The organism is Mycobacterium parmense, assembly GCF_010730575.1.
Classification (GTDB): domain Bacteria; phylum Actinomycetota; class Actinomycetes; order Mycobacteriales; family Mycobacteriaceae; genus Mycobacterium; species Mycobacterium parmense.
In genome coordinates this window covers 1,548,662-1,569,451 of record NZ_AP022614.1, presented here as the reverse complement: position 1 = coordinate 1,569,451, position 20,790 = coordinate 1,548,662, and the positions used below count along the sequence as shown (strand labels likewise).

The window sequence follows — 20,790 nt, the reverse complement described above, 5'->3', positions numbered from 1 at the left end:
ACGGGCCCGTCCGCGGCTACCATGGGACGCGAAGAATCCGGTGGGGGGTCAGTGAGGCGTTCGAAAAGTGCAGCTCAGCGGTGTGCAGGCCGCCGCTGGCCGACACGATCCGGGTGGCCCGCCGACGGCGGGATTCGGGCACATAGCGAAATGTGAAGTCAGCGGCTCGGCGCCGCGTGGCGAGGTCCATGCGGTTGCCTTACGGTTGTCGATGTAATTCGCGCGCTGGGCGAGGTCCAGGCGTTCTAACAGACCGGATGGTGAATCAACGTGGCGGAAGAGAGTCGCGGGCAGCGGGGGTCGGGGTACGGCCTCGGGCTCACTACGCGGACCCAGGTGACCGGGTATTCGTTCCTCGCCCGGCGAACCGCGATGGCGCTGACGCGCTGGCGTGTCCGCATGGAGGTCGAGCCGGGACGGCGCCAGAACCTGGCAGTCATCGCGTCGGTCTCCGCGGCGCTGGTGATCTGCCTGGGCGCCCTGCTGTGGTCTTTCATCAGCCCGTCCGGCCAGATCAACGAGTCGCCGATCATCGCCGACCGCGACTCCGGCGCGCTGTACGTCCGTGTCGGTGACAAGCTTTATCCCGCCCTCAACCTCGCGTCGGCGCGGCTGATCACCGGGCGGCCGGACAACCCGCACCTGGTCCGCTCGAGCCAGATCGCGAGCATGGCTCGCGGTCCGCTGGTGGGTATCCCCGGGGCTCCGTCGAACTTCGCCACCAAGAGCCCGACCTCCTCGTCTTGGCTGGTCTGCGACACGGTCGCCGGCTCGACCGGGACCGGGTCGCCGTCCGGTGTGACGGTGACCGTCATCGACGGCACCCCGGACCTCAGCAGCCACCGCCGGGTGCTCAACGGGTCCGACGCCGTGGTCCTGAGCTACGGCGGCGACGCCTGGGTGATCAGGCAGGGCCGCCGCTCGCGCATCGACGCCACGAACCGGTCGGTGCTGCTGCCGCTGGGGCTGACACCGGAGCAGGTCAGCATGGCCAAGCCGATGAGCCGTGCCCTGTTCGACGCGCTGCCGGTCGGACCCGAGCTGACCGTGCCCGATATCCAGAACGCCGGCGCCGCGGCCACCTTCCCCGGGGCCCCGGGCCCGATCGGCACCGTGATCGTCACACCGCAGATCAGTGGGCCGCAACAGTATTCGCTGGTGCTGGCCGACGGCGTGCAGACGCTCCCGCCGCTGGTCGCCCAGATCCTGCAGAACGCCGGCCCCGGCAACACCAAGCCGGTGACCGTCGAGCCGTCCGCGTTGGCGAAGATGCCGGTGGTGAACAAACTGGATCTGTCCTCCTATCCGGACAACCCGTTGAACGTCGAGGACATCCGCGAGAACCCGGCGACGTGCTGGTGGTGGGAGAAGACGTCGGGTGAGAACCGCGCCCGCGTTCAGGTCATCTCCGGGCCGACCCTGCCCATCGCGCAGAAGGACACGGGCCGGGTGGTCTCGCTGGTGAAGGCCGACACCACCGGCAGGGAGGCCGACCAGGTGTACTTCGGGCCCGACTACGCGAACTTCGTCGCCGTCACGGGCAACGACCCCGGCGCCAAGACGACGGAATCGCTGTGGTGGCTCACCGATGCGGGCGCCCGCTTCGGGGTGGACGACACCCGCGACGTGCGCGAGGCGCTGGGATTGAAGAACACCCCGAGCCTCGCGCCGTGGGTGGCGCTGCGGCTCCTCCCACAAGGCCCGACCCTGTCGCGAGCGGACGCGCTGGTCGAGCACGACACCCTACCGATGGACATGTCCCCTGCAGAGTTGGTGGTACCCAAGTGAAACGTGGATTCGCCCGGCCGACGCCGGAAAAGCCGCCGGTAATCAAGCCGGAGAACATCGTCCTCCCGACACCCCTGAGCATCCCGCCGCCCGAGGGCAAGCCGTGGTGGCTGGTGGTCGTCGGCGTCCTGGTCGTCGGCCTGCTGATCGGCATGGTGTCGATGACCTTCGCCAGCGGCTCGCACGTGTTCGGTGGCGCCGGTGCGATCTTCCCGATCTTCATGATCGGTGGCGTCGCGATGATGATGTTCGGCGGCCGGTTCGGCGGCCAGCAGCAGATGAGCCGGCCCAAGCTGGACGCGATGCGCGCCCAGTTCATGCTGATGCTCGACATGCTGCGCGAGACCGCCCACGAGTCGGCCGACAGCATGGACGCCAACTACCGGTGGTTCCACCCGGCGCCCACCACGCTGGCGGCCGCCGTCGGGTCCCCGCGGATGTGGGAGCGCAAGCCCGACGGCAAGGACCTCAACTTCGGTGTGGTCAGGGTCGGCGTGGGGATGACGCGGCCCGAGGTGACCTGGGGTGAGCCCCAGAACATGCCGACCGACATCGAGCTGGAGCCGGTGACCGGTAAGGCGCTTCAGGAGTTCGGGCGCTACCAGAGCGTCGTGTACAACCTGCCCAAGATGATCTCCCTGCTGGTGGAGCCCTGGTACTCGCTGCTGGGCGACCGCGAGCAGGTGCTGGGCCTGATGCGGGCCATCGTCTGCCAGCTGGCGTTCTCCCACGGGCCCGACCACGTGCAGATGATCGTGGTCAGTTCCAATCTGGAGGAGTGGGACTGGGTCAAATGGCTGCCCCACTTCGGCGACCCGCGGCGCCAGGACGCGGCGGGCAACGCCCGGATGGTTTACAGCTCGGTCCGTGAATTCGCCGCGGAGCAGGCCGAATTGTTCGCCGGCCGTGGGTCTTTCACCCCGCGGCATGCCAGCTCGTCGGCGCAGACCCCGACACCGCACACGCTGATCATCGCCGACGTCGTCGACCCGCAGTGGGAGTACGTGATCAGCGCCGAGGGCATCGACGGAGTGACGTTCTTCGACCTGACCGGCTCGTCGATGTGGTCGTCGGTCCCCGAGCGGACGCTGCACTTCGACGAACGGGGCGTGATCGAGGCGCTGCCGCGCGACCGCGACACCTGGATGGTGATCGACGAGAACCCGTGGTTCTTCGCCCTCACCGACGAGCTCAGCGTCGCGGAGTCCGAGGAGTTCGCGCAGAAGCTGGCGCGCTGGCGGCTCGCCGAGGCCTACGAGGAGATCGGCCAGCGGGTCGCCCACATCGGGGCCCGCGACATCATGGCCTACTACGGGATCGACGACCCCGCGGACATCGACTTCAAGACGCTGTGGGGCAACCGCACCGACACGATGGGTCGCTCGCGGCTGCGGGCGCCCTTCGGCAACCGCTCCGACAACGGGGAACTGCTGTTTTTGGACATGAAGTCCCTCGACGAGGGCGGCGACGGCCCGCACGGCGTCATGTCGGGAACCACCGGTTCGGGTAAGTCGACCCTGGTGCGGACCGTGATCGAGTCGCTGATGCTCGGTCACCCGCCGGAGGAGCTGCAGTTCGTCCTCGCCGACCTCAAGGGTGGTTCGGCCGTCAAGCCGTTCGCCGGGGTGCCGCACGTGTCCCGCATCATCACCGACCTGGAAGAGGACCAGGCGCTGATGGAGCGCTTCCTGGACGCGCTGTGGGGCGAGATCGCCCGCCGCAAGGCGATCTGCGACAGCGCCGGTGTCGACGACGCCAAGGAGTACAACTCGGTCCGGTCCAGGATGCGGGCGCGCGGCCAGGACATGGCCCCGCTGCCGATGCTCGTGGTGGTCATCGACGAGTTCTACGAGTGGTTCCGCATCATGCCCACGGCGGTCGACGTGCTCGACTCGATCGGCCGTCAGGGCCGTGCCTACTGGATCCACCTGATGATGGCGTCGCAGACCATCGAGAGCCGCGCCGAAAAGCTCATGGAGAACATGGGTTACCGGTTGGTGCTGAAGGCCCGCACCGCCGGTGCGGCCCAGGCGGCCGGCGTACCGAACGCGGTGAACCTGCCCGCACAGGCCGGTCTGGGCTATTTCCGGAAGAGCCTGGAGGACATCATCCGGTTCCAGGCCGAGTTCCTGTGGCGCGACTACATTCCGCGCGGCATCACCGCCGACGGCGAGGAGCTGCCGGCGCTGATCCACAGCATCGACTACGTGCGCCCGCAGTTGTTCACCAACTTCTTCACCCCGCTGGAGGTCAGCGTGGGCGGTCCGGACGTTCAGACTCCGGCGCTGCACGCCAACGGCAACGGGGAGGCGCTCGGCCTCGACGGACCGGCAGCCGATGAGGACGACAACGAGGGGATCCGGGTCCCGAAGGTCGGCACGGTGATCATCGATCAGCTCCGCAAGATCGACTTCGAGCCGTACCGCTTGTGGCAGCCGCCGCTGAGCCAGCCCGTCGCGATCGACGAGCTGGTCAACCGGTTCCTCGGGCACCCCTGGCAGCAGGACTACGGGACGGCCAAGGATCTGGTGTTCCCGCTCGGGATCATCGACCGGCCGTTCAAGCACGACCAGCCGCCGTGGACGGTCGACACGTCCGGTCCCGGCGCCAACGTCCTGATCCTGGGCGCCGGCGGTTCGGGCAAGACGACGGCCCTGCAGACGCTGATCTGCTCGGCGGCAATGACCCACACGCCCGAGCAGGTGCAGTTCTACTGCCTGGCCTACAGCAGCACGGCGCTGACCACGGTCGCGCGCCTGCCGCACGTCGGTGAGGTCGTCGGCCCGACGGACCCCTACGGCGTCCGCCGTACGGTGGCCGAACTGCTGGCGCTGGTGCGCGACCGCAAGCGCACGTTCCTCGAGTACGGGATCGCCTCGATGGAGGTGTTCCGGCGCCGCAAGTTCGGCGGCGAGCCGGGTCCGGTGCCCGACGTGTTCGGCGACGTGTACCTGGTGATCGACAACTACCGGGCGCTGGCCGAGGAGAACGAGGTCCTCATCGAGCAGGTCAACCAGATCATCAACCAGGGGCCCTCGTTCGGTGTGCACGTGATCGTCACCGCCGACCGCGAGTCCGAGCTGCGGCCACCGGTGCGCAGCGGGTTCGGCTCCCGAGTCGAGCTGCGGCTGGCCGCCGTCGAGGACGCCAAGCTGGTGCGCTCCCGGTTCGCCAAGGAGGTTCCGGTCAAGCCGGGCCGGGGCATGGTCGCGGTCAACTACGTCCGCCTCGACGCCGACCCGCAGTCGGGTCTGCACACGTTGGTCGCCCGGCCGGCGCTGGCGACCACCGCCGACAACGTCTTCGAGTCCGACAGCATCGTCGAAGCGGTCAGCAGGCTGACGAGCGGCCAGGCGCCGCCGGTGCGCCGGCTGCCCGCGCGGTTCGGCGTGGAGCAGCTGCGCGAGCTGGCCGCCCGCGACACCCGCCAGGGTGTCGGTGCGGGTGGCATCGCGTGGGCCATCTCCGAGCTGGACCTGCAGCCGGTGTACCTCAACTTCGCGGAGAACGCTCACCTGATGGTGACGGGCCGTCGCGAATGTGGGCGCACCACGACGCTGGCCACGATCATGTCCGAGATCGGCCGGCTGTACGCGCCGGGCGGTTCCAGCGCGCCGCAGACGTCGCAGCCCTCGGCCCAGATCTGGCTGGTGGACCCGCGTCGTCAACTGCTGACCACGCTGGGCTCGGAGTACGTCGAGAAGTTCGCCTACAACCTCGACGGCGTCAACGCGATGATGGGCGAGCTCGCGGCGGCCCTGGCCGGGCGCGAACCGCCGCCGGGACTGTCCGCCGAGGAGTTGCTGTCGCACTCGTGGTGGAGCGGCCCGGAGATCTTCCTGATCGTCGACGACATCCAGCAGCTGCCAACCGGTTTCGATTCGCCGCTGCACAAGGCCGCCCCGTGGGTGACCAGGGCCGCGGACGTGGGCCTGCACGTGATCGTGACGCGAACGTTCGGTGGTTGGTCGTCGGCGGGCAGCGACCCGATGCTGCGCGCTCTGCACCAGGCAAACGCGCCACTGCTGGTCATGGACGCCGACCCCGACGAGGGCTTCATCCGCGGCAAGATGAAGGGCGGTCCGCTGCCCCGCGGTCGAGGCCTGCTCATGGCCGAGGACACCGGCGTGTTCGTCCAGGTGGCCGCTACCGACGTCCGCAAGTAGCCGTCGGCACCGATCCGGCGTCGAGCCGGGGCCGGCCGGGTACAGACCCGGTCGGCCCCGGCTCAGCGTTCCCAGGTCAGCGGCAACGACTTGAGTGCGAAAGTCTTTGACGGGAACTTGATTTCGGGGGAGTAGTCCTCGGGCAGCTCGAATTCCGGAATCTGCTTCAGCCATTCGGCGACTATCACGGTGAGCTCGATGCGCGCGAGGTGCGAACCGAGGCAGCGGTGCGGTCCGCCGCCGAATCCCCAGTGCCGGTGCACCTTTCCGTCGAGGAACAGCTCATCGGTGGACATCTCGTCGGTACCGTCGCGATTCACCGCGGCCATGCACAGCCGCACCGGCGTCCCGGGGGGCAGCGTCATGCCGCCGACGTTGACGAAGTCGGTGGTGACCCGGGGCGCGACCGGCGCCGAAGGCTCCAGTCGGACGATCTCTTCGATGAAAACCCTGATCTGCCTGGGCTTGTCGCGAAGCTCGCTGCGCAGCTCGGGTCGGCGTGCGAGTTCGAACAGGGAGAAACCGATCGCCGCCGTCACGGTGTCCAGACCGGCCAGGATCAGCAGGTGGCTCATGCCCAGCAACTCGAGATCGCTGAAATCACCCTCGCCGTACATCACCTGCGACAGCATGTCGGTGCCCGGACGCCGGCGGCGCTGCTTGATGGCTGCGTCGAGGTACTCCAACAGCTTGAATCCCTGCTCGGCGTCCTCCATGGTGCCGAAAGGCTTGTCCGCGACCACGGCGTCCTTCCAGGCGATCACCTGATCCAGATCCTCCATCGGCAGGCCGTAGAGGTCCATGAACACCTGAAACGGGTAGATGCGCGCGAATTCCGACACCGCGTCGCATTCGCCACGACCGGCGAAGCCCGCGATCATCTCGGCGGCGTGACGCTCGAGCACGGGCCGCGACTTGGCCAGCGCGTGCGGGCTGAAGTACGGCTGCAAAATCCGCCGATAATGGGTGTGCTCCGGAGGGTCGAACGCCAGCGGTATCACGGGCAGCGGGCTGCCCGGGGGCTGGAGCGCCAAGCGCGCGGAGAAGAGCTTGGTATTGCGCAGCGCCATGAGGACGTCCTCGCGGCGGGTCAGGTAGTAGTGGCCGTTCATGAACACCACCGGCCCGGCGTCGCGTAGTGTCTTCCATCCGACACCTCGATCGTCGGCCATCGGCAGCTTGGAGTACTCCAGCCGCGGTAGGTGGAATGTGCCTGGCTGGCTCTCGCCCAGGGTGCTCATGCGCTCTGATCTCCGCTTGTCGGTCGTTCACGGGTGGTGGCGGCACACCAATATCGCACGGGCGCTTGAGGCGTACCAATCTGATCACGCGCGAACGCCGTGGGGTTAGCGTGAACGGGCGGGGCGGGCGAGCGCTTTCCCGGCCGCCGCGAGGAACTAATCTACCTATCGATCGCCTGAGTTCGAGCTCACTGCAATTCGCGGAGCGTCGTGGAAGGGAAACTCATGAGGGTCCGTCTCGAAAAGTCCAAATGTGTTGGCCATGCGCAGTGTTACGCCGTCGACCCGGAGCTGTTCCCCATCGACGATTCCGGCTATTCGATTGTCGAAGACCACGAGGTGCGGCCCGAGGACGAGCAGCTCACCCGGGACGGCGTGGCGTCCTGCCCCGAGATGGCGCTGATACTCGACGAGGACTGAACGCGGGCGCGATTTCGTTCATCGGCTGTACAAACCTGAGATGAACAGCGGGTTGTCTCTGGTGAACGGAGATTGGCCGGGAGTGAACATTGGTTGGCGGACAGTGAACAGTTGGAATCACGCTTCGGTGTGCCCCTGATGAACAGTTAATCTCGTTGGCGAGCGGCAGCGCAGGCACAATTGGGCTGTCGCTCGGTTGCTGACAGTGGGCTGAACGGGGCAGATCATGGATGTCGCGCGTGACCTGAGATCCGTGGAATCCTGTTGGCATAGCAAGTATTCAGCTAGCGTTCGCCTCCCCGTCCCGGGCCACGGGCAGCCAGCGCGGCGTAGTTTGCTGATCGGTAGGTCTGAATCGGTAGGGACATTCGGTGGGGCAACGGAGCCCAGAGGCAGTGGTCGTTGACGACGGGTTGTTGACCGCAGCCGCCAGGAATTGATGAAGCCGTGATCGCCGGCGCGATCACGGCCGACTGAGGAGGACACGGTGTTCGACTTCGGCGCGTTACCGCCCGAAATCAATTCCGGTCGCATGTACACCGGGCCGGGTTCGGAGCCCATGATGGTTGCCGCGTCCGCTTGGGATGAGTTGGCGGCGGAATTGGGCACGGCGACTTCCGGCTATACCTCGGTGATCGACGAGTTGACCAACGGGCCCTGGGTGGGGCCCACGTCGGCGGCGATGGTGTCCGCAGTGGTCCCGTACTTGAGCTGGATGAGTAATCTGGCGGGCCAGGCCGAGCAGACGGCGGGCCAGGCCCGGGCGGCGGCGGCGGCGTTCGAGGCGGCGTTCGCGATGACGGTTCCGCCGCCGGTGATCGCGGCCAATCGGGTGTTGCTGATGACGCTGATCGCGACCAATTTCTTCGGGCAGAACTTCCCGGCGATCGCGGCCACGGAGGCCCAGTACGCCGAGATGTGGGCTCAGGATGCGGTGGCGATGTACGGGTACGCCGCCTCGTCGGCGGCCGCCGCACAGGTGCCGCGGATCACCGCGCCGCCCAACACCACCACCCCGGACGGACAGTCCGCGCAGTTCGCCTCGATGTCTCAGGCGACGGCCCAGCCGACCGGCAACATCGCGCAGAACGTGGCCAGTACCGCCTCGCAGCTGGTACCGGCCGCTTACACGCTGCCCACCTCGCCGCAACAGCTGATCGCCGGCATCGAGTCGACATGGCCGTGGAATGTGATCCAGCAGCAGTTCAACGACTTCCTGATGTACGGGTTGCCGACCCCGACCAACAACTACCTGGGCATCAACACCACCATGTACACCGCGGTGATCAAGCAGACCCTGCAGGCGTACTTCGGGGTGGGTATCGGAAACTTCGGGTACGGCATCGGGCAGCAGTTGACAACCGGTCCCGGTGGTACGACTGCCGGTGTGGGTGGTGCCTGGTTCCCCACACCGCAGTTCGCCGGTCTGCACCTGGGCAGCCTGGGCGGTGTGGGCGCCCACACCGCCGGGTCGGTGGAAGTCAGCGCGGGCGGCGCCGGCAAGGTCGGGATGCTGTCGGTACCGGAGAGCTGGTCGTCGCCGACCACGCAGGCGACTCTCGCGAGCGCCACGATGGAGGAGGGCGCCCCGGTGTCCGGCGCCACGAGCGGCACCTCGGGGACCGTTGCCCAGCCCGGCAACGCACTGCTTCGGGGCATGCCGCCCGGCGCGGCGGGCCGGCGCACCGCCGGCTACGGCTACACCAACAAATACGGGTTCCGCTACAGCGTGCTGACGCGCCCACCGTCGGCCGGCTGAACCGGTCGCCCACCTTCGCGGGAGATGAACAACAGTTGTCCAGTAGTGAACAGTCGGCGTTCAAGGAGGCGCGCCCCGGCCGTAACAAATTAGTCTCACCAGCAAGTCATGTCTGAAGCGATCTTCACACAGCAAAGATCTTCTGAAAGCCATCGGCCCGAGAGTTGAGGGAGGAACTTAGATGTCGTTCGTAACTACGCAGCCCGAGGCGTTGGCGGCTGCGGCGGGTGCGTTGCAGGGTATCGGCTCGACGCTGAGCGCCCAGAACGCGGCGGCGGCGGCCCCGACCACCGGGGTGGTGCCGGCGGCTGCCGACGAGGTGTCGGCGCTGACCGCGGCGCAGTTCGCCGCGCACGCCCAGATGTACCAGGCCGTCAGCGCGCAGGCGGCGGCGATTCACGAGCAGTTTGTCAACACCCTGAGCATGAGTTCGGGGTCGTACGCGGCGACCGAGGCGGCCAACGCGGCCGCGGCTGGCTAAGGAGTCAACAGTGATTGATTTTGGTGCGTTACCGCCGGAGATCAACTCCGGGCGGTTGTATGCCGGCCCGGGTTCGGCGTCGTTGATGACGGCGGCATCGGCGTGGAACGGGATTGCCGCCGAGCTGAATTCGGCCGCGGTGGCCTACGACAAAGTGGTGACCACGTTGTCCAGCGAGGAGTGGATGGGGCCGGCGTCGGCGGCAATGGCCGCCGCGGTGCAGCCGTACGTGACGTGGATGAGCACCACGGCCGCCCAGGCCGAAGAGGCGGCCACTCAGGCTCAGGCGGCCGCGGCGGCGTATGAGACCGCGCTGGCCTCGGTGACGCCGCCCCCGCTGATCGCGGCCAACCGCGCCACGCTGGCGCAAGCGGTCTCGACCAACGTGTTGGGCCAGAACAACGGGATCATCGCGCAACTGGAAGCCCAGTACTCCGAGTTCTGGGCGCAGAGCGCCGGTGCGATGTACAGCTACGCGGGGCAGTCCTCCGCGGCCTCGCAGGTGTCCACCCTGCAGAGCGCGCCCAACATCGCCAGCCCGACGGCCACGGCCACCCAGACCGCCGCGACCAACGCCGCGGCCGCCACCCCGGCGGCCTCGATCCAGAGCTGGATCAGCAACCTGCAAACCGAAATCACCAACTCGCTGACCAGCGTCGCGAACCCGATCACCGGCGCCAGCGCCACGCCCACCTCGGCGCTGACCGAGTTGTGGTTCTTGATCAGCGGCCAGACCGTGCTGCCCACCAACCTGGGCACGTTCCTCAGCGGCTACTCCAACTACGCCAGCTTCTTCTACAACACCGAGGGTCTGCCCTACTTCAGCGTTGGTATGGGTAACTTCGGTGTGCAGATCTCCAAGACGCTGGGTTGGATCGGCGGGGCGGCCGCGCCTGCCGCCGCCGCAGTGCCCAAGGGTCTGCCCGGTCTCGGCGGCCTGCTCGGTGGCGGTGCGGCCCACGTGGCGGCCTCGGTGGGCGGCGCCAGCTCGATCGGCAAGCTCTCGGTGCCGGTGTCGTGGGCAGGCACCACCGCCCCGGCGATCGGACACGCCCCGCAGTTGGTGAGCACCGTCAGCGCGGCCCCCGAGGCCGCGGGCGGCCCGGGGAACCTGCTCGGCGGCATGCCGCTGGCAGGGGTGGGCTCCGGGGGCGCCGGCGGCGCCGGCCCCCGATACGGGTTCCGCCCGACCGTCATGGCGCGGCCCCCGCTGGGCGGCTAACCGCAGCCCCGTGGCGGGCTGACCGACCCCGGTCGGCCCACCATCTGAACATCACGCACCGCGCTGGGTAGCTCGACACCCAGCGCGGTGCGTTTTGCCGTCTCCGGTGGTTTCGCCCGCCGGATGGGTCACTGCAGAAGGGAACGACGGGCCGCCCCGCGCCCCGGCAAAGGGCCGCCGCAGGCAATCGCGCAGGAAGCCGCGCCGACGCTTTCCCAGGGGCCGCCCAGCGAAGCCGTCGCGACTTTATCTGCGGCCGGATTTTTACCCGGACCGTCTTCGACGCCCACGCCCACGCGCCTGCCGATCGAGCCCGCCGCGGCGTCGGCGACAACCGTTCGCCGGCGCCCTGTGGGCGCATTGCTGCAGGTGAGCGCCGCTGCGGCGGCGGCACGATCGACCGGCGAGCAGCGGCCGACCTCCCCGGGAGGCGCCCGATCGAGCGCCGTGGCCAGGCCCCGCCGGCCTCGTCGAGGCGACGCGAGGGACGACGACGGCGATCTAGCCTCTCAGGCAAGCAAAGACCAACGTCGCGTTAACAGCTTGTGGGGAAACACATGTCGATCCAGCTCGGCGGTTCCTGATCATGGACTACGGGGCCCTGCCACCGGAGATCAACTCGGGCCGGATGTATGCCGGTCCGGGTTCGGATTCGTTGATGGCTGCGGCGGCGGGCTGGGACGGGCTCGCGGCTGAGTTGGGCTCCACGGCCGCCGGCTACCAGGCGGTGCTCACCGAGTTGACCGGCTCGGCGTGGCTGGGCCCGGCGTCCCGATCGATGCTCGCCGCGGCCGCGCCGTACATCGCCTGGCTCGGCTCCGCGGCCGCCCTGGCCGGGGATACCGCGAGTCAGGCCCGCTCGGCGGCGGCCGCTTACGAGACCGCGTTCGCGATGACGGTGCCCCCGCCGGTGATCGCGGCCAACCGGGTCCTGCTGACGACGCTGATCGCAACGAATTTCTTCGGCCAGAATTCCGCGGCGATCGCGGCTACGGAGGCCCAGTACGCCGAGATGTGGGCTCAGGATGCCACCGCGATGTACGGCTACGCGGGCGCTTCGGCGATCGCGACGGAACTGGCTCCGTTCACCGAACCGGCGCAGAACACGAACCAGGGCGGTCCGGCCGCGCAAGCGTCCGCAGTAACCCAGGCCATCGCGACGCCGACTGGTGCCGGCGTCGCCCAGGCCACCCCCGGGCTTGCCGTGGCGCCGGATGGCATTTCGATCACTTCGCTGTTCACTTCGATCAACGAAGTCCTGCAACAGCTTTCGTCCGCGTCCTACGCCTCGGGACTGAATCCGATGGACTGGTGGATTGTTCAGCAGTTCGCCAATCTCAACGCCACCAGCAGACAGGCATTGGCCCGCACCACCGTGGGGCTCGGGTATTTCTCGGCAGGAATCATGTCCTTCTGGGGCTCGATCACTCAGCAGAGCACCTTCGGCCCCGGTGGGGCGACGGCAGGCGCGGGCGGCGCTTGGTATCCGACCCCGCAGTTCGCGGGGCTCGGCCTGAGCAACCTGGCGGGCACACACCCCGCATCGGCGGTCTCGGCCAACCTCGCCTCCTCCTCCAGGATCGGTGGCCTGTCGGTGCCGTCGAACTGGGCATCGCCGCCGGGCTCGATGGAGGAGCCCGTGGCCAAGGCGATGGCGGTCGACTACGTCGGCGGCCCGCACGGCGACACCAGCGGCCTGCTGCGGGGGGTCCCCATGAGCGCCGGGGGCCGGCGCGGCGCCGGCGCGTGGCCACCGCGCGAATACGGATTCAAACACCGGGTGCTGGTGCGCCCGCCGTCGGCCGGATAACGCGATCATGGTTACAGACAATGGCGGATTCATCGCCCACGCGACCAATTTCTCGGTGCAGAAGGCGGCGCTGGGAAATACGCCACGGCAAATTCCCGGAAAGAATTGGGCCGTTGCCTGGCTGGACCTTTCCCGTGATCCGAATTCGTACCGGGTGGGCGCGCCGGTGACTCCACACCCGCAGCGGACTCCGTACCTTTGGCCGGTATCGATTACCCCCGCGCGCGGCGTCGGCGCAGAGGTCCGCAGTTCACAGCCACCATGCCTGTGGGGCCGTGCGGCGCGCCGTGGACGAAGGACTTCCCGCCCGGGAGGCGGCCGGCTGCCGACTGCGGCGGTGCGCCCGGCCGCCGAGAGCGTTTGTCACCAATTGTTGTTCAGCACTAAGGGTTTGCGCCCGGAGCCGTATGGAGCAACCGAAACGGCCAGTACGGCCAGAAGGGGTTAGGAGTCACGACATGGCAATCGATTTCGGTGCTCTACCGCCGGAGATCAATTCCGCCCGGCTGTATTCCGGCAGCGGTTCGACGTCACTGGTCACGGCGGCGTCGGCGTGGAACTCGCTGGCGGCCGAGCTCAACGCGGCCGCCCTTCAATACGAGAACGTGGTGACCCAGCTGTCGAGCGAGGAATGGCTCGGGCCGGCGTCGGCGTCGATGGCGGGCGCGGTCACGCCGTACGTCGAGTGGATGACGGCGACGGCCGCCCAGGCGGAGCAGACGGCGACGCAGGCCAGTTCGGCGGCGGCGGCCTACGAGTCCGCCTTCGCAGCGATCGTGCCGCCGCCGCTCATCGCCGCCAACCGCCAACAGCTCGCGCAGCTGGTGTCGACCAACGTGCTGGGCCTGAACACCGCCGCGATCGCCCAGTTGGAAGCGCAATACGGCGAATTCTGGGCTCAGGATGCCGCGACGATGTACAGCTATGCCGGCAACTCGGCGACGGCCTCCAGCGTCACCCCCTTCGCCGCGGCGCCGGAGGTCGCCAGCCCGGCGGCCTCCACCACCCAGGCCGCGGCGGTGACCACCGCCGCCGGCACCTCCGTCAGCTCGATCCAGAACCAGATCAACAGCCTGATCAGCCAGATCACCTCACAACTGCAGAGGCTGGCGGCGCCGATCTACTCGCCCATCCAAGGCGAGTGGAACTACCTCGCGTCGTCGTCGGGTCCGCTGTCGTGGCTGTGGCAGATCCTCTTCGGGCAGTCGTCGTTTCCGGGCAACAGCCTGTCGGCGTTCATGACGGCATACACGCCCTACGCCGGTGTCTTCTACAACACCGAGGGTCTGCCCTACTTCAGCATCGGTATGGGCAACTTCCTGACCCAGGTCGCGAAGACTACGGGAGCCCTCGGCGGGGCGGCTCCGGCGGCCGCGGCCGCCGTTCCCAAGGGCTTGCCCAGCCTGGGAGGCCTGCTCGGCGGCGGTGCCGCGCATGTGACCGGGTCGCTGGGCGGTGGCGGTACGGTCGGGCGGCTGTCGGTTCCGTCGACATGGACGGGCACGTTGGCAGCCGAACATCACGCCGCCTCGGCGATCCCGGTCAGCAATGTCAGGGAGGCGCCCGACGCCGGGGCCGGAAATCTGCTGGGCGGCATGCCGCTGGCGGGGACGGGATCCGCTCCCGGCGGTGCCGGGCCGCGATACGGGTTCAAGCCCACCGTCATGGCCCGGCCGCCCGCGGCCGGATGAACCGTACCTTTCGAATGGATTGACGGAGATGAAAGTCGACGGCCGAGCAATCATTGCGCGCAAATGCGTTGCACATTTGCTCGACCGATGGTCCGCGGAGGCACGGCGGCCGGATGTCCTTGCAGCTCAGAGTCGGTTTTTGGGCCCCCACTCGGATCGCGCGCTTGCGGTTTGCTGTGACCGTCCTGTGAGGTCTCCCGAACGCCGCCGAACGCTGTTACTCTGTCGTTACTAAAAGTGAATTCGTCGTGCTGTTCGGTGAACACTTGCGAACAGGCGAGGTCGAACAGACCCTCGGAAGAATCCAGTCATCTACTCTCTTCCAGAGAGCGGTGCCGAAGTAAATTTGGGAGGAAATTATGTCGTTCGTGACCACACAGCCGGAGGCTCTGGCCGCGGCGGCCGGGAGCCTGCAGGGCATCGGCTCGACGCTGAGCGCTCAGAACGCCGCCGCAGCAGCCCCGACCACCGGTGTCGTACCGGCCGCGGCAGACGAGGTGTCGGCGCTGACCGCGGCGCAGTTCGCCGCCCACGCGCAGATGTACCAGGCAGTGAGCGCCCAGGCCCAGGCGATCCACGAGATGTTCGTGAACACCCTGACCATGAGCTCCGGGTCGTACGCGGCCACCGAGGCCGCCAACGCGGCCGCCGCCGGCTGATCGATTCACCGGTCCAGAGATTTGGGACAGAGCCGTTTCCGGCGCAGGTTCCACCGCAGCCGTCCGGCACTCGATGAGGGCCGGCAGCGGTTGCTGCGCCGAAGCGGCACCTTGGGGGGCAACGCACACTCCGCCGGCCCGAACGACGCGGTTCGGGTACGGGCCGAACAACACTGCGCCGTCCGTCAACCCGGCGACCGCCGGGTTGACGGACAGGCACACAGCTTTCTGTATGGGCCAGGCGGTTGCATCAGTGCGCAGCCGTCAGGTCGTCACCCATCCAACAACCAACAAGTAACAACAGAGCAGCGAAGGAGATAGCCGAAATGGCAACTCGTTTTATGACTGACCCGCACGAGATGCGGGCGATGGCGGGGCGTTTCGAGACCCACGCGCAGACCGTCGAGGACGAGGCCCGCAAGATGTGGGCGTCGTCGATGAACATCGCCGGTGCCGGCTGGAGCGGCCAGGCTCAGGCGACGTCGTATGACACCATGGGCCAGGTCAACCAGGCCTTCCGCAACATCGTGAACATGCTGCACGGCGTGCGTGACGGGTTGATCCGCGACGCCAGCAACTACGAGCAGCAAGAGCAGGCTTCTCAGCAGATCCTCGGCAGCTAGTCGCCGGTCCCTCGAAACTTTTAAGGAGATATGTCATGACCATCAATTACTCGTTCGGCGATGTGGACGCCCACGGCGCCACGATTCGCGCGCAGGCGGCTTCGCTGGAGGCCGAGCACCAGTCCATCGTTCGCGATGTGCTGGCCGCCGGTGACTTCTGGGGTGGCGCCGGTTCGGTGGCCTGCCAGGAGTTCATCACTCAGCTGGGCCGCAACTTCCAGGTGATCTATGAGCAGGCCAACTCCCACGGCCAGAAGGTTCAGACCGCCGGCAGCAACATGTCGAGCACTGACTCTGCCGTCGGCTCCAGCTGGGCCTAGATCCCAACTTCAGGCGCGGCAGCACACCAGCCAAAGGTGTGCTGCCGCGTCCTGCGGTTACCGTGCACTTCAACTTTGACGACCTTTTGAGGGATTGATGGATCAACAGAGCACCCGCACCGACATCACCGTCAACGTCGACGGCTTCTGGATGCTTCAGGCGCTGCTCGACATCCGGCACGTAGCGCCCGAGTTGCGCTGCCGGCCTTATGTGTCTACCGACTCGAGCGACTGGCTCAACGAGCATCCGGGGATGGCCGTGATGCGGGAGCAGGGGATCGTCGTCGGTGACGAGGTGCAAGAGCAGGTCGCCACCCGCATGCGGGTGCTGGCCGCGCCGGACCTCGAGGTCGTAGCGCTGCTCTCACGCGGCAAACTGCTCTACGGCGTGGTCGAGGAAGAGAACCAGACGCCGGGTTCGCGCGACATCCCCGACAACGAGTTCCGCGTGGTGCTGGCCCGGCGTGGCCAGCACTGGGTGTCGGCGGTCCGTGTCGGCAACGACATCACCGTCGACGACGTCGCGATTGCCGACAGTGCTTCGATCGCCTCGCTGGTGATGGACGGCCTCGAGTCGATTCACCACGCGGAACCCGCGGCGATCAACGCGGTCAACGTGCCGCTGGAGGAAATGCTGGAAGCGACCAAGTCGTGGCAGGAGTCCGGCTTCAACGTCTTCTCCGGAGGCGACCTGCGGCGGATGGGCATCAGCGCCGCGACCGTCGCCGCCCTGGGGCAGGCGTTGTCCGACCCGGCCGCCGAGGTTGCGGTGTATGCGCGTCAATATCAGGACGACGCCAAGGGCCCGAGCACGTCGGTCCTGTCCCTCAAGGACGGATCGGGCGGCCGGATCGCGATGTACCAGCAGGCCCGGACGGCCGGCTCGGGGGAGGCGTGGCTGGCCATCTGCCCGGCCACCCCTCAGTTGGTTCAGGTGGGCATCAAGACTGTGCTGGACACGCTGCCCTACGGCGAGTGGAAATCTCACAGCAGAGTCTGACCTTGTCGCGAAACACAATGTTAATCAATGCTTTTGCGCATAAGACGCGGTCGAGATGCGAAAACGGCATACTTCTCTAGAATCATCAGCAAATCTGGGTTTCACCACAACTCTTGATCGCAAGGCGAGGCAGATGACAGACAACTTGGTCGTGGATCTCTCCCGGGGCGATGCTCCGGCGAGCGGACCGACGCAGGCTTCCGCGCAACTGGCTGCGCGGGCTACCACATCCACTATGGCAGGGGGTGCAGTGCGATGACTGCTGTCGTCGAAGCATTACAGCCTGATGTTGAGGGCATCTCACAGCCTAGGGCGGTGGTCGTCGGCATCATGGCCGGTGAGGGCGTACAGATCGGCGTCCTGCTGGACGCCAACGCCCCGGTGTCGGTGATGACCGACCCGCTGCTGAAGGTGGTGAACAGCCGCCTGCGCGAGCTGGGTGAGCCCACCCTCGAGGCCAGTGGCCGCGGCAGGTGGGCACTGTGCCTGGTCGACGGCAGCCCGCTGCGCGCCACCCAGTCCCTCACCGAGCAGGACGTGTACGACGGCGACCGGCTGTGGATCCGGTACATCCCGGACACCGAGCACCGTTCTCAGGTCATCGAGCACATCTCCACCGCGGTGGCCGCGAACCTCAGCAAACGATTCGCCGCTATCGACCCGACGGTCGCGCTTCAGGTCGGCGCGACCATGGTCGCGTCGGGTGTGATCGCCGGGTCCGCGTTGCTGGGCTGGTTCCGCTTCCACCACAACTCCTGGCTGCCGACGGTCTTCGCCGCGGTGATCGCCGCCGCGGTGCTGGGCGTCTCCGGGTTGCTGCTGTCGCGTGCCCGCAGCGATCACGAGCGCGGCGTCGGCGACATGCTCCTGCTCAGCGGCCTCGCGCCGTTGGCCGTCGCCGCGGCGGCCGCGCCTCCGGGCGGGGTCGGTTCGCCGCAGGCGGTGCTGGGCTTCGGTGTCCTCACCATCGCCGCGATCATGGGGCTTCGCTTCACCGGGCGTCGACTGGGCCTGTACACCGCGATCATCACCGTCGCGGCGGTGGCCGCGGTCGCCGCGCTCGCCCGCATGGTCGCGATGACCAGCGCTGTGACGCTGCTGACCTGCGTCGTGCTGCTCTGCGTGCTCGGCTACCAGAGCGCGCCCGCCATCGCGCGGCGGCTGGCCGGCATCCGCCTTCCCGTGTTCCCTTCGGCCACGAGCCGCTGGGTGTTCGAGGCTCGCCCCGACCTGCCCACGACCGTCGTCCGCTCCGAGGGCGGCCGGCCGGTCCTGGAGGGTCCGGCGTCGGTGCGCGACGTGGTGCTGCAGGCCGAGCGCGCCCGCTCGTTCCTCGGCGGTCTGCTGACCGGGCTGGGCGTGCTGATGGTGGTCACGCTGACCGCGCTGGCGGATCCGCACACCGGACAGCGCTGGCTGCCGCTGCTGCTGGCCGGCTTCAGCGCCGGGTTCCTCATGCTGCGCGGGCGCTCGTACGTCGACCGCTGGCAGGCGATCACCCTGGCCGGGACGGCCGTGCTGATTGTCGCGACGGTGGTCATCCGCTACGCGCTGGTGCTGCAGTCGCCGCTGTCGGTGTCGATCAGCGTGGCGATCCTGGTGCTGCTGCCGGCGGCCGGGCTCACGGCCGCGGCGGTCGTGCCCAACACCGTCTACAGCCCGCTGTTCCGCAAGTTCGTGGAATGGATCGAGTACCTCTGCCTGATGCCGATCTTCCCGCTGGCGTTTTGGTTGATGAACGTTTATGCAGCAATCCGCTATCGGTAGTGGCAAGAAGTGGCGTGGCCGCGCATCTCGCGCGGCCATTGCCGCTGTCTTGCTCACTTCAGGTTCGCTAGCGGGGCTGCCCCCCGCATCCGCCATCTCCCCTCCGACGATCGACCCGGCCGCGGTCCCGCCTGACGGCCCGCCCGGCCCGCCGGCTCCGATGAAGCAGACCGCTTACTGCACGGAGGTCGGCACCTTGCCGGGCACCGACTTCCGGCTGCAGCCCAAGTACATGGACATGCTCAACCTGCCGGAGGCCTGGCAGTTCGGCCGCGGCGCCGGCCAGAAGGTGGCCGTCATCGACACCGGTGTCACTCCGCACCCGAGGCTGCCGCATCTGCTGCCGGGCGGTGACTACATCATGGGCGGCGACGGGTTGTCCGACTGCGACGCCCACGGCACCATCGTCGCGTCGATGATCGGCGCTGCCCCCGCCAGCGGAGCCGTCCCGCTTCCCGCGCCACCGCGCCGGCCGGTGACCATCCCCACCACGGAGCCGCCCCCGAAGGCGCCGCCACCGCAGACGGTGACGCTGTCGCCGCTGCCGCAGACCATCACGATGGTCCCGCCCGCGCCGCAGGACCAGAACGCCCCGCCGGGTGCGCCCGGCGCGCCCCCGCCGCCCCCGCCGGCCGGGCCGCCCGCCGCGCCGGCTCCTGGAGCCCCACCGGCAGGACCACCCGCCCCCGGGGCTCCCGGGGCGGCGAGCCATGGCGGCGGCACGGTGACGATCCCGAGCTACTCGGGCGGCGCCCATGTCGGCGCCGTCGGCTACCCGCGCGGTCCCATGCCCTTGCAGCCGCCGCCGCCGCCCCCACCGCCTCCCGCCCCGCCGGCGCCGTCGTCGGGACCCGACGCCTACAGCGGCATCGCACCCGACGTCGACATCCTGTCGATCCGGCAGTCGAGCCAGGCGTTCGGCCTCAAGGACGCCTACACCGGCGACGAGGACCCGCAGACGCAGGCGAAGATCGACAGTGTCCAGACGATGGCGCGCGCGATCGTGCACGCCGCCGACCTGGGCGCGACGGTGATCAACATCTCCGACGTGACCTGCATGAGCGCACGCAACATCATCGACCAGCGCACGCTGGGCGCCGCCGTCCGTTACGCGGCCGTCGACAAGAACGTGGTGATCGTCGCCGCGGCGGGCGACAGCAGCAAGAAGGACTGCAAGCAGAACCCGCCCTTCGACCCGCTGCAGCCGAACGATCCGCGCGACTGGAACGCGGTCAACACCGTGGTGACGCCGTCCTGGTTCAGCGATTACGTCCTGACCGTCGGCGCCGTCGACACCGAGGGACGCCCCCTCACCCAGGGTGGTCAGGGGCAGGCCCCGACCAGCATCGCCGGGCCGTGGGTGGGGATCGCCGCCCCCGGAACCGACGTGGTGGGGCTCTCGCCGCGCGACGACGGCCTGATCAACGCGATCGACGGGCCCGACAACACGCTGCTGGTCCCGTCCGGCACCAGCTTCTCCACCGCGATCGTGTCCGGGGTGGCCGCGCTGGTCCGCGCCAAGTTCCCCCAACTCACGGCGAACCAGATCATCAATCGATTGATCCGCACGGCGCGCGCACCGGCCCGCGGCGTGGATAATCAAGTCGGATACGGTGTCATCGACCCCGTGGCGGCGCTGACCTGGGATGTACCAGCCGGTCCGCCCAAACCGCCGCAGCAGTTGTCGGCGCCGTTGAACCTGCCGAAGCCGGCACCCAATCGGGACATGGTCCCGGTATGGGTGGCCGCGGGAGGGTTGATCGGGGCACTGCTCATCGGTGGCGCGGTGTTCGGGACAACGATTTTGATGAAGCATTCGCGTAAGCAGCAATAGGGGCGGAGC

At 68.2% G+C, this 20,790-nt stretch carries 15 protein-coding genes; 14 read left to right on the top strand and 1 reads right to left on the bottom strand.

Annotation, left to right across the window (positions count from 1 at the left end; genetic code table 11):
• The first annotated feature begins 270 nt into the window (after window positions 1-270).
• The gene (eccB, locus tag G6N48_RS07155; RefSeq protein WP_085271006.1) at window positions 271-1,788 is read left to right on the top strand and encodes a type VII secretion protein EccB; all 1,518 of its coding nucleotides are present in this window, start codon (window positions 271-273) and stop codon (window positions 1,786-1,788) included.
• Complete coding sequence (eccCa, locus tag G6N48_RS07150; protein ID WP_085271005.1) at window positions 1,785-5,954, top strand: type VII secretion protein EccCa; 4,170 nt, start codon at window positions 1,785-1,787, stop codon at window positions 5,952-5,954. Before eccB ends, eccCa begins: the two co-directional genes overlap by 4 nt.
• 62 nt (window positions 5,955-6,016) lie before the next feature.
• Here the strand turns inward: eccCa and G6N48_RS07145 are convergent, their stop codons facing one another.
• The gene (locus G6N48_RS07145; protein ID WP_232066563.1) at window positions 6,017-7,195 is read right to left on the bottom strand and encodes a cytochrome P450; all 1,179 of its coding nucleotides are present in this window, start codon (window positions 7,193-7,195) and stop codon (window positions 6,017-6,019) included.
• A gap of 225 nt (window positions 7,196-7,420) precedes the next feature.
• Here G6N48_RS07145 and G6N48_RS07140 point away from each other — a divergent pair, with 225 nt between their 5' ends.
• From G6N48_RS07140 to G6N48_RS07085, 12 genes are all read left to right on the top strand, one after another.
• Window positions 7,421-7,615 carry a ferredoxin gene (locus tag G6N48_RS07140; RefSeq protein WP_085271047.1) on the top strand — a complete coding sequence of 65 codons (195 nt, stop codon included), beginning with the start codon at window positions 7,421-7,423 and terminating at the stop codon, window positions 7,613-7,615.
• Window positions 7,616-8,102: 487 nt separating this feature from the next.
• Window positions 8,103-9,374: a PPE family protein gene (locus tag G6N48_RS07135; RefSeq protein ID WP_085271004.1), complete on the top strand. Its 1,272-nt coding sequence runs from the start codon at window positions 8,103-8,105 to the stop codon at window positions 9,372-9,374.
• A gap of 181 nt (window positions 9,375-9,555) precedes the next feature.
• Window positions 9,556-9,855 carry a PE family protein gene (locus G6N48_RS07130; protein ID WP_085271003.1) on the top strand — a complete coding sequence of 100 codons (300 nt, stop codon included), beginning with the start codon at window positions 9,556-9,558 and terminating at the stop codon, window positions 9,853-9,855.
• Window positions 9,856-9,865: 10 nt separating this feature from the next.
• Window positions 9,866-11,077, top strand: coding sequence for a PPE family protein (locus G6N48_RS07125; RefSeq protein ID WP_085271002.1), 1,212 nt, complete (start codon window positions 9,866-9,868; stop codon window positions 11,075-11,077).
• Window positions 11,078-11,663: 586 nt separating this feature from the next.
• Window positions 11,664-12,887 carry a PPE family protein gene (locus G6N48_RS07120; protein ID WP_085271001.1) on the top strand — a complete coding sequence of 408 codons (1,224 nt, stop codon included), beginning with the start codon at window positions 11,664-11,666 and terminating at the stop codon, window positions 12,885-12,887.
• Window positions 12,888-13,351: 464 nt separating this feature from the next.
• Entirely contained in the window at window positions 13,352-14,578 is a 1,227-nt protein-coding gene (locus G6N48_RS07115; RefSeq protein ID WP_085271046.1) for a PPE family protein, read from the top strand.
• A gap of 359 nt (window positions 14,579-14,937) precedes the next feature.
• Window positions 14,938-15,237, top strand: coding sequence for a PE family protein (locus tag G6N48_RS07110; RefSeq protein WP_085271000.1), 300 nt, complete (start codon window positions 14,938-14,940; stop codon window positions 15,235-15,237).
• Window positions 15,238-15,563: 326 nt separating this feature from the next.
• On the top strand, window positions 15,564-15,860 hold the full coding sequence (locus G6N48_RS07105; protein ID WP_163670775.1) for a WXG100 family type VII secretion target: 297 nt from the start codon (window positions 15,564-15,566) through the stop codon (window positions 15,858-15,860).
• A gap of 35 nt (window positions 15,861-15,895) precedes the next feature.
• Window positions 15,896-16,180 carry a WXG100 family type VII secretion target gene (locus tag G6N48_RS07100; protein WP_163670778.1) on the top strand — a complete coding sequence of 95 codons (285 nt, stop codon included), beginning with the start codon at window positions 15,896-15,898 and terminating at the stop codon, window positions 16,178-16,180.
• Window positions 16,181-16,277: 97 nt separating this feature from the next.
• Window positions 16,278-17,180 carry an ESX secretion-associated protein EspG gene (locus G6N48_RS07095; protein WP_085271654.1) on the top strand — a complete coding sequence of 301 codons (903 nt, stop codon included), beginning with the start codon at window positions 16,278-16,280 and terminating at the stop codon, window positions 17,178-17,180.
• A gap of 255 nt (window positions 17,181-17,435) precedes the next feature.
• Window positions 17,436-18,947, top strand: a complete 1,512-nt coding sequence (eccD, locus tag G6N48_RS07090; protein ID WP_085271653.1) for a type VII secretion integral membrane protein EccD — start codon at window positions 17,436-17,438, stop codon at window positions 18,945-18,947.
• Complete coding sequence (locus tag G6N48_RS07085; protein WP_163670804.1) at window positions 18,925-20,781, top strand: type VII secretion-associated serine protease mycosin; 1,857 nt, start codon at window positions 18,925-18,927, stop codon at window positions 20,779-20,781. The genes eccD and G6N48_RS07085 overlap by 23 nt, the downstream gene beginning before the upstream one ends.
• Window positions 20,782-20,790: the final 9 nt, after the last annotated feature.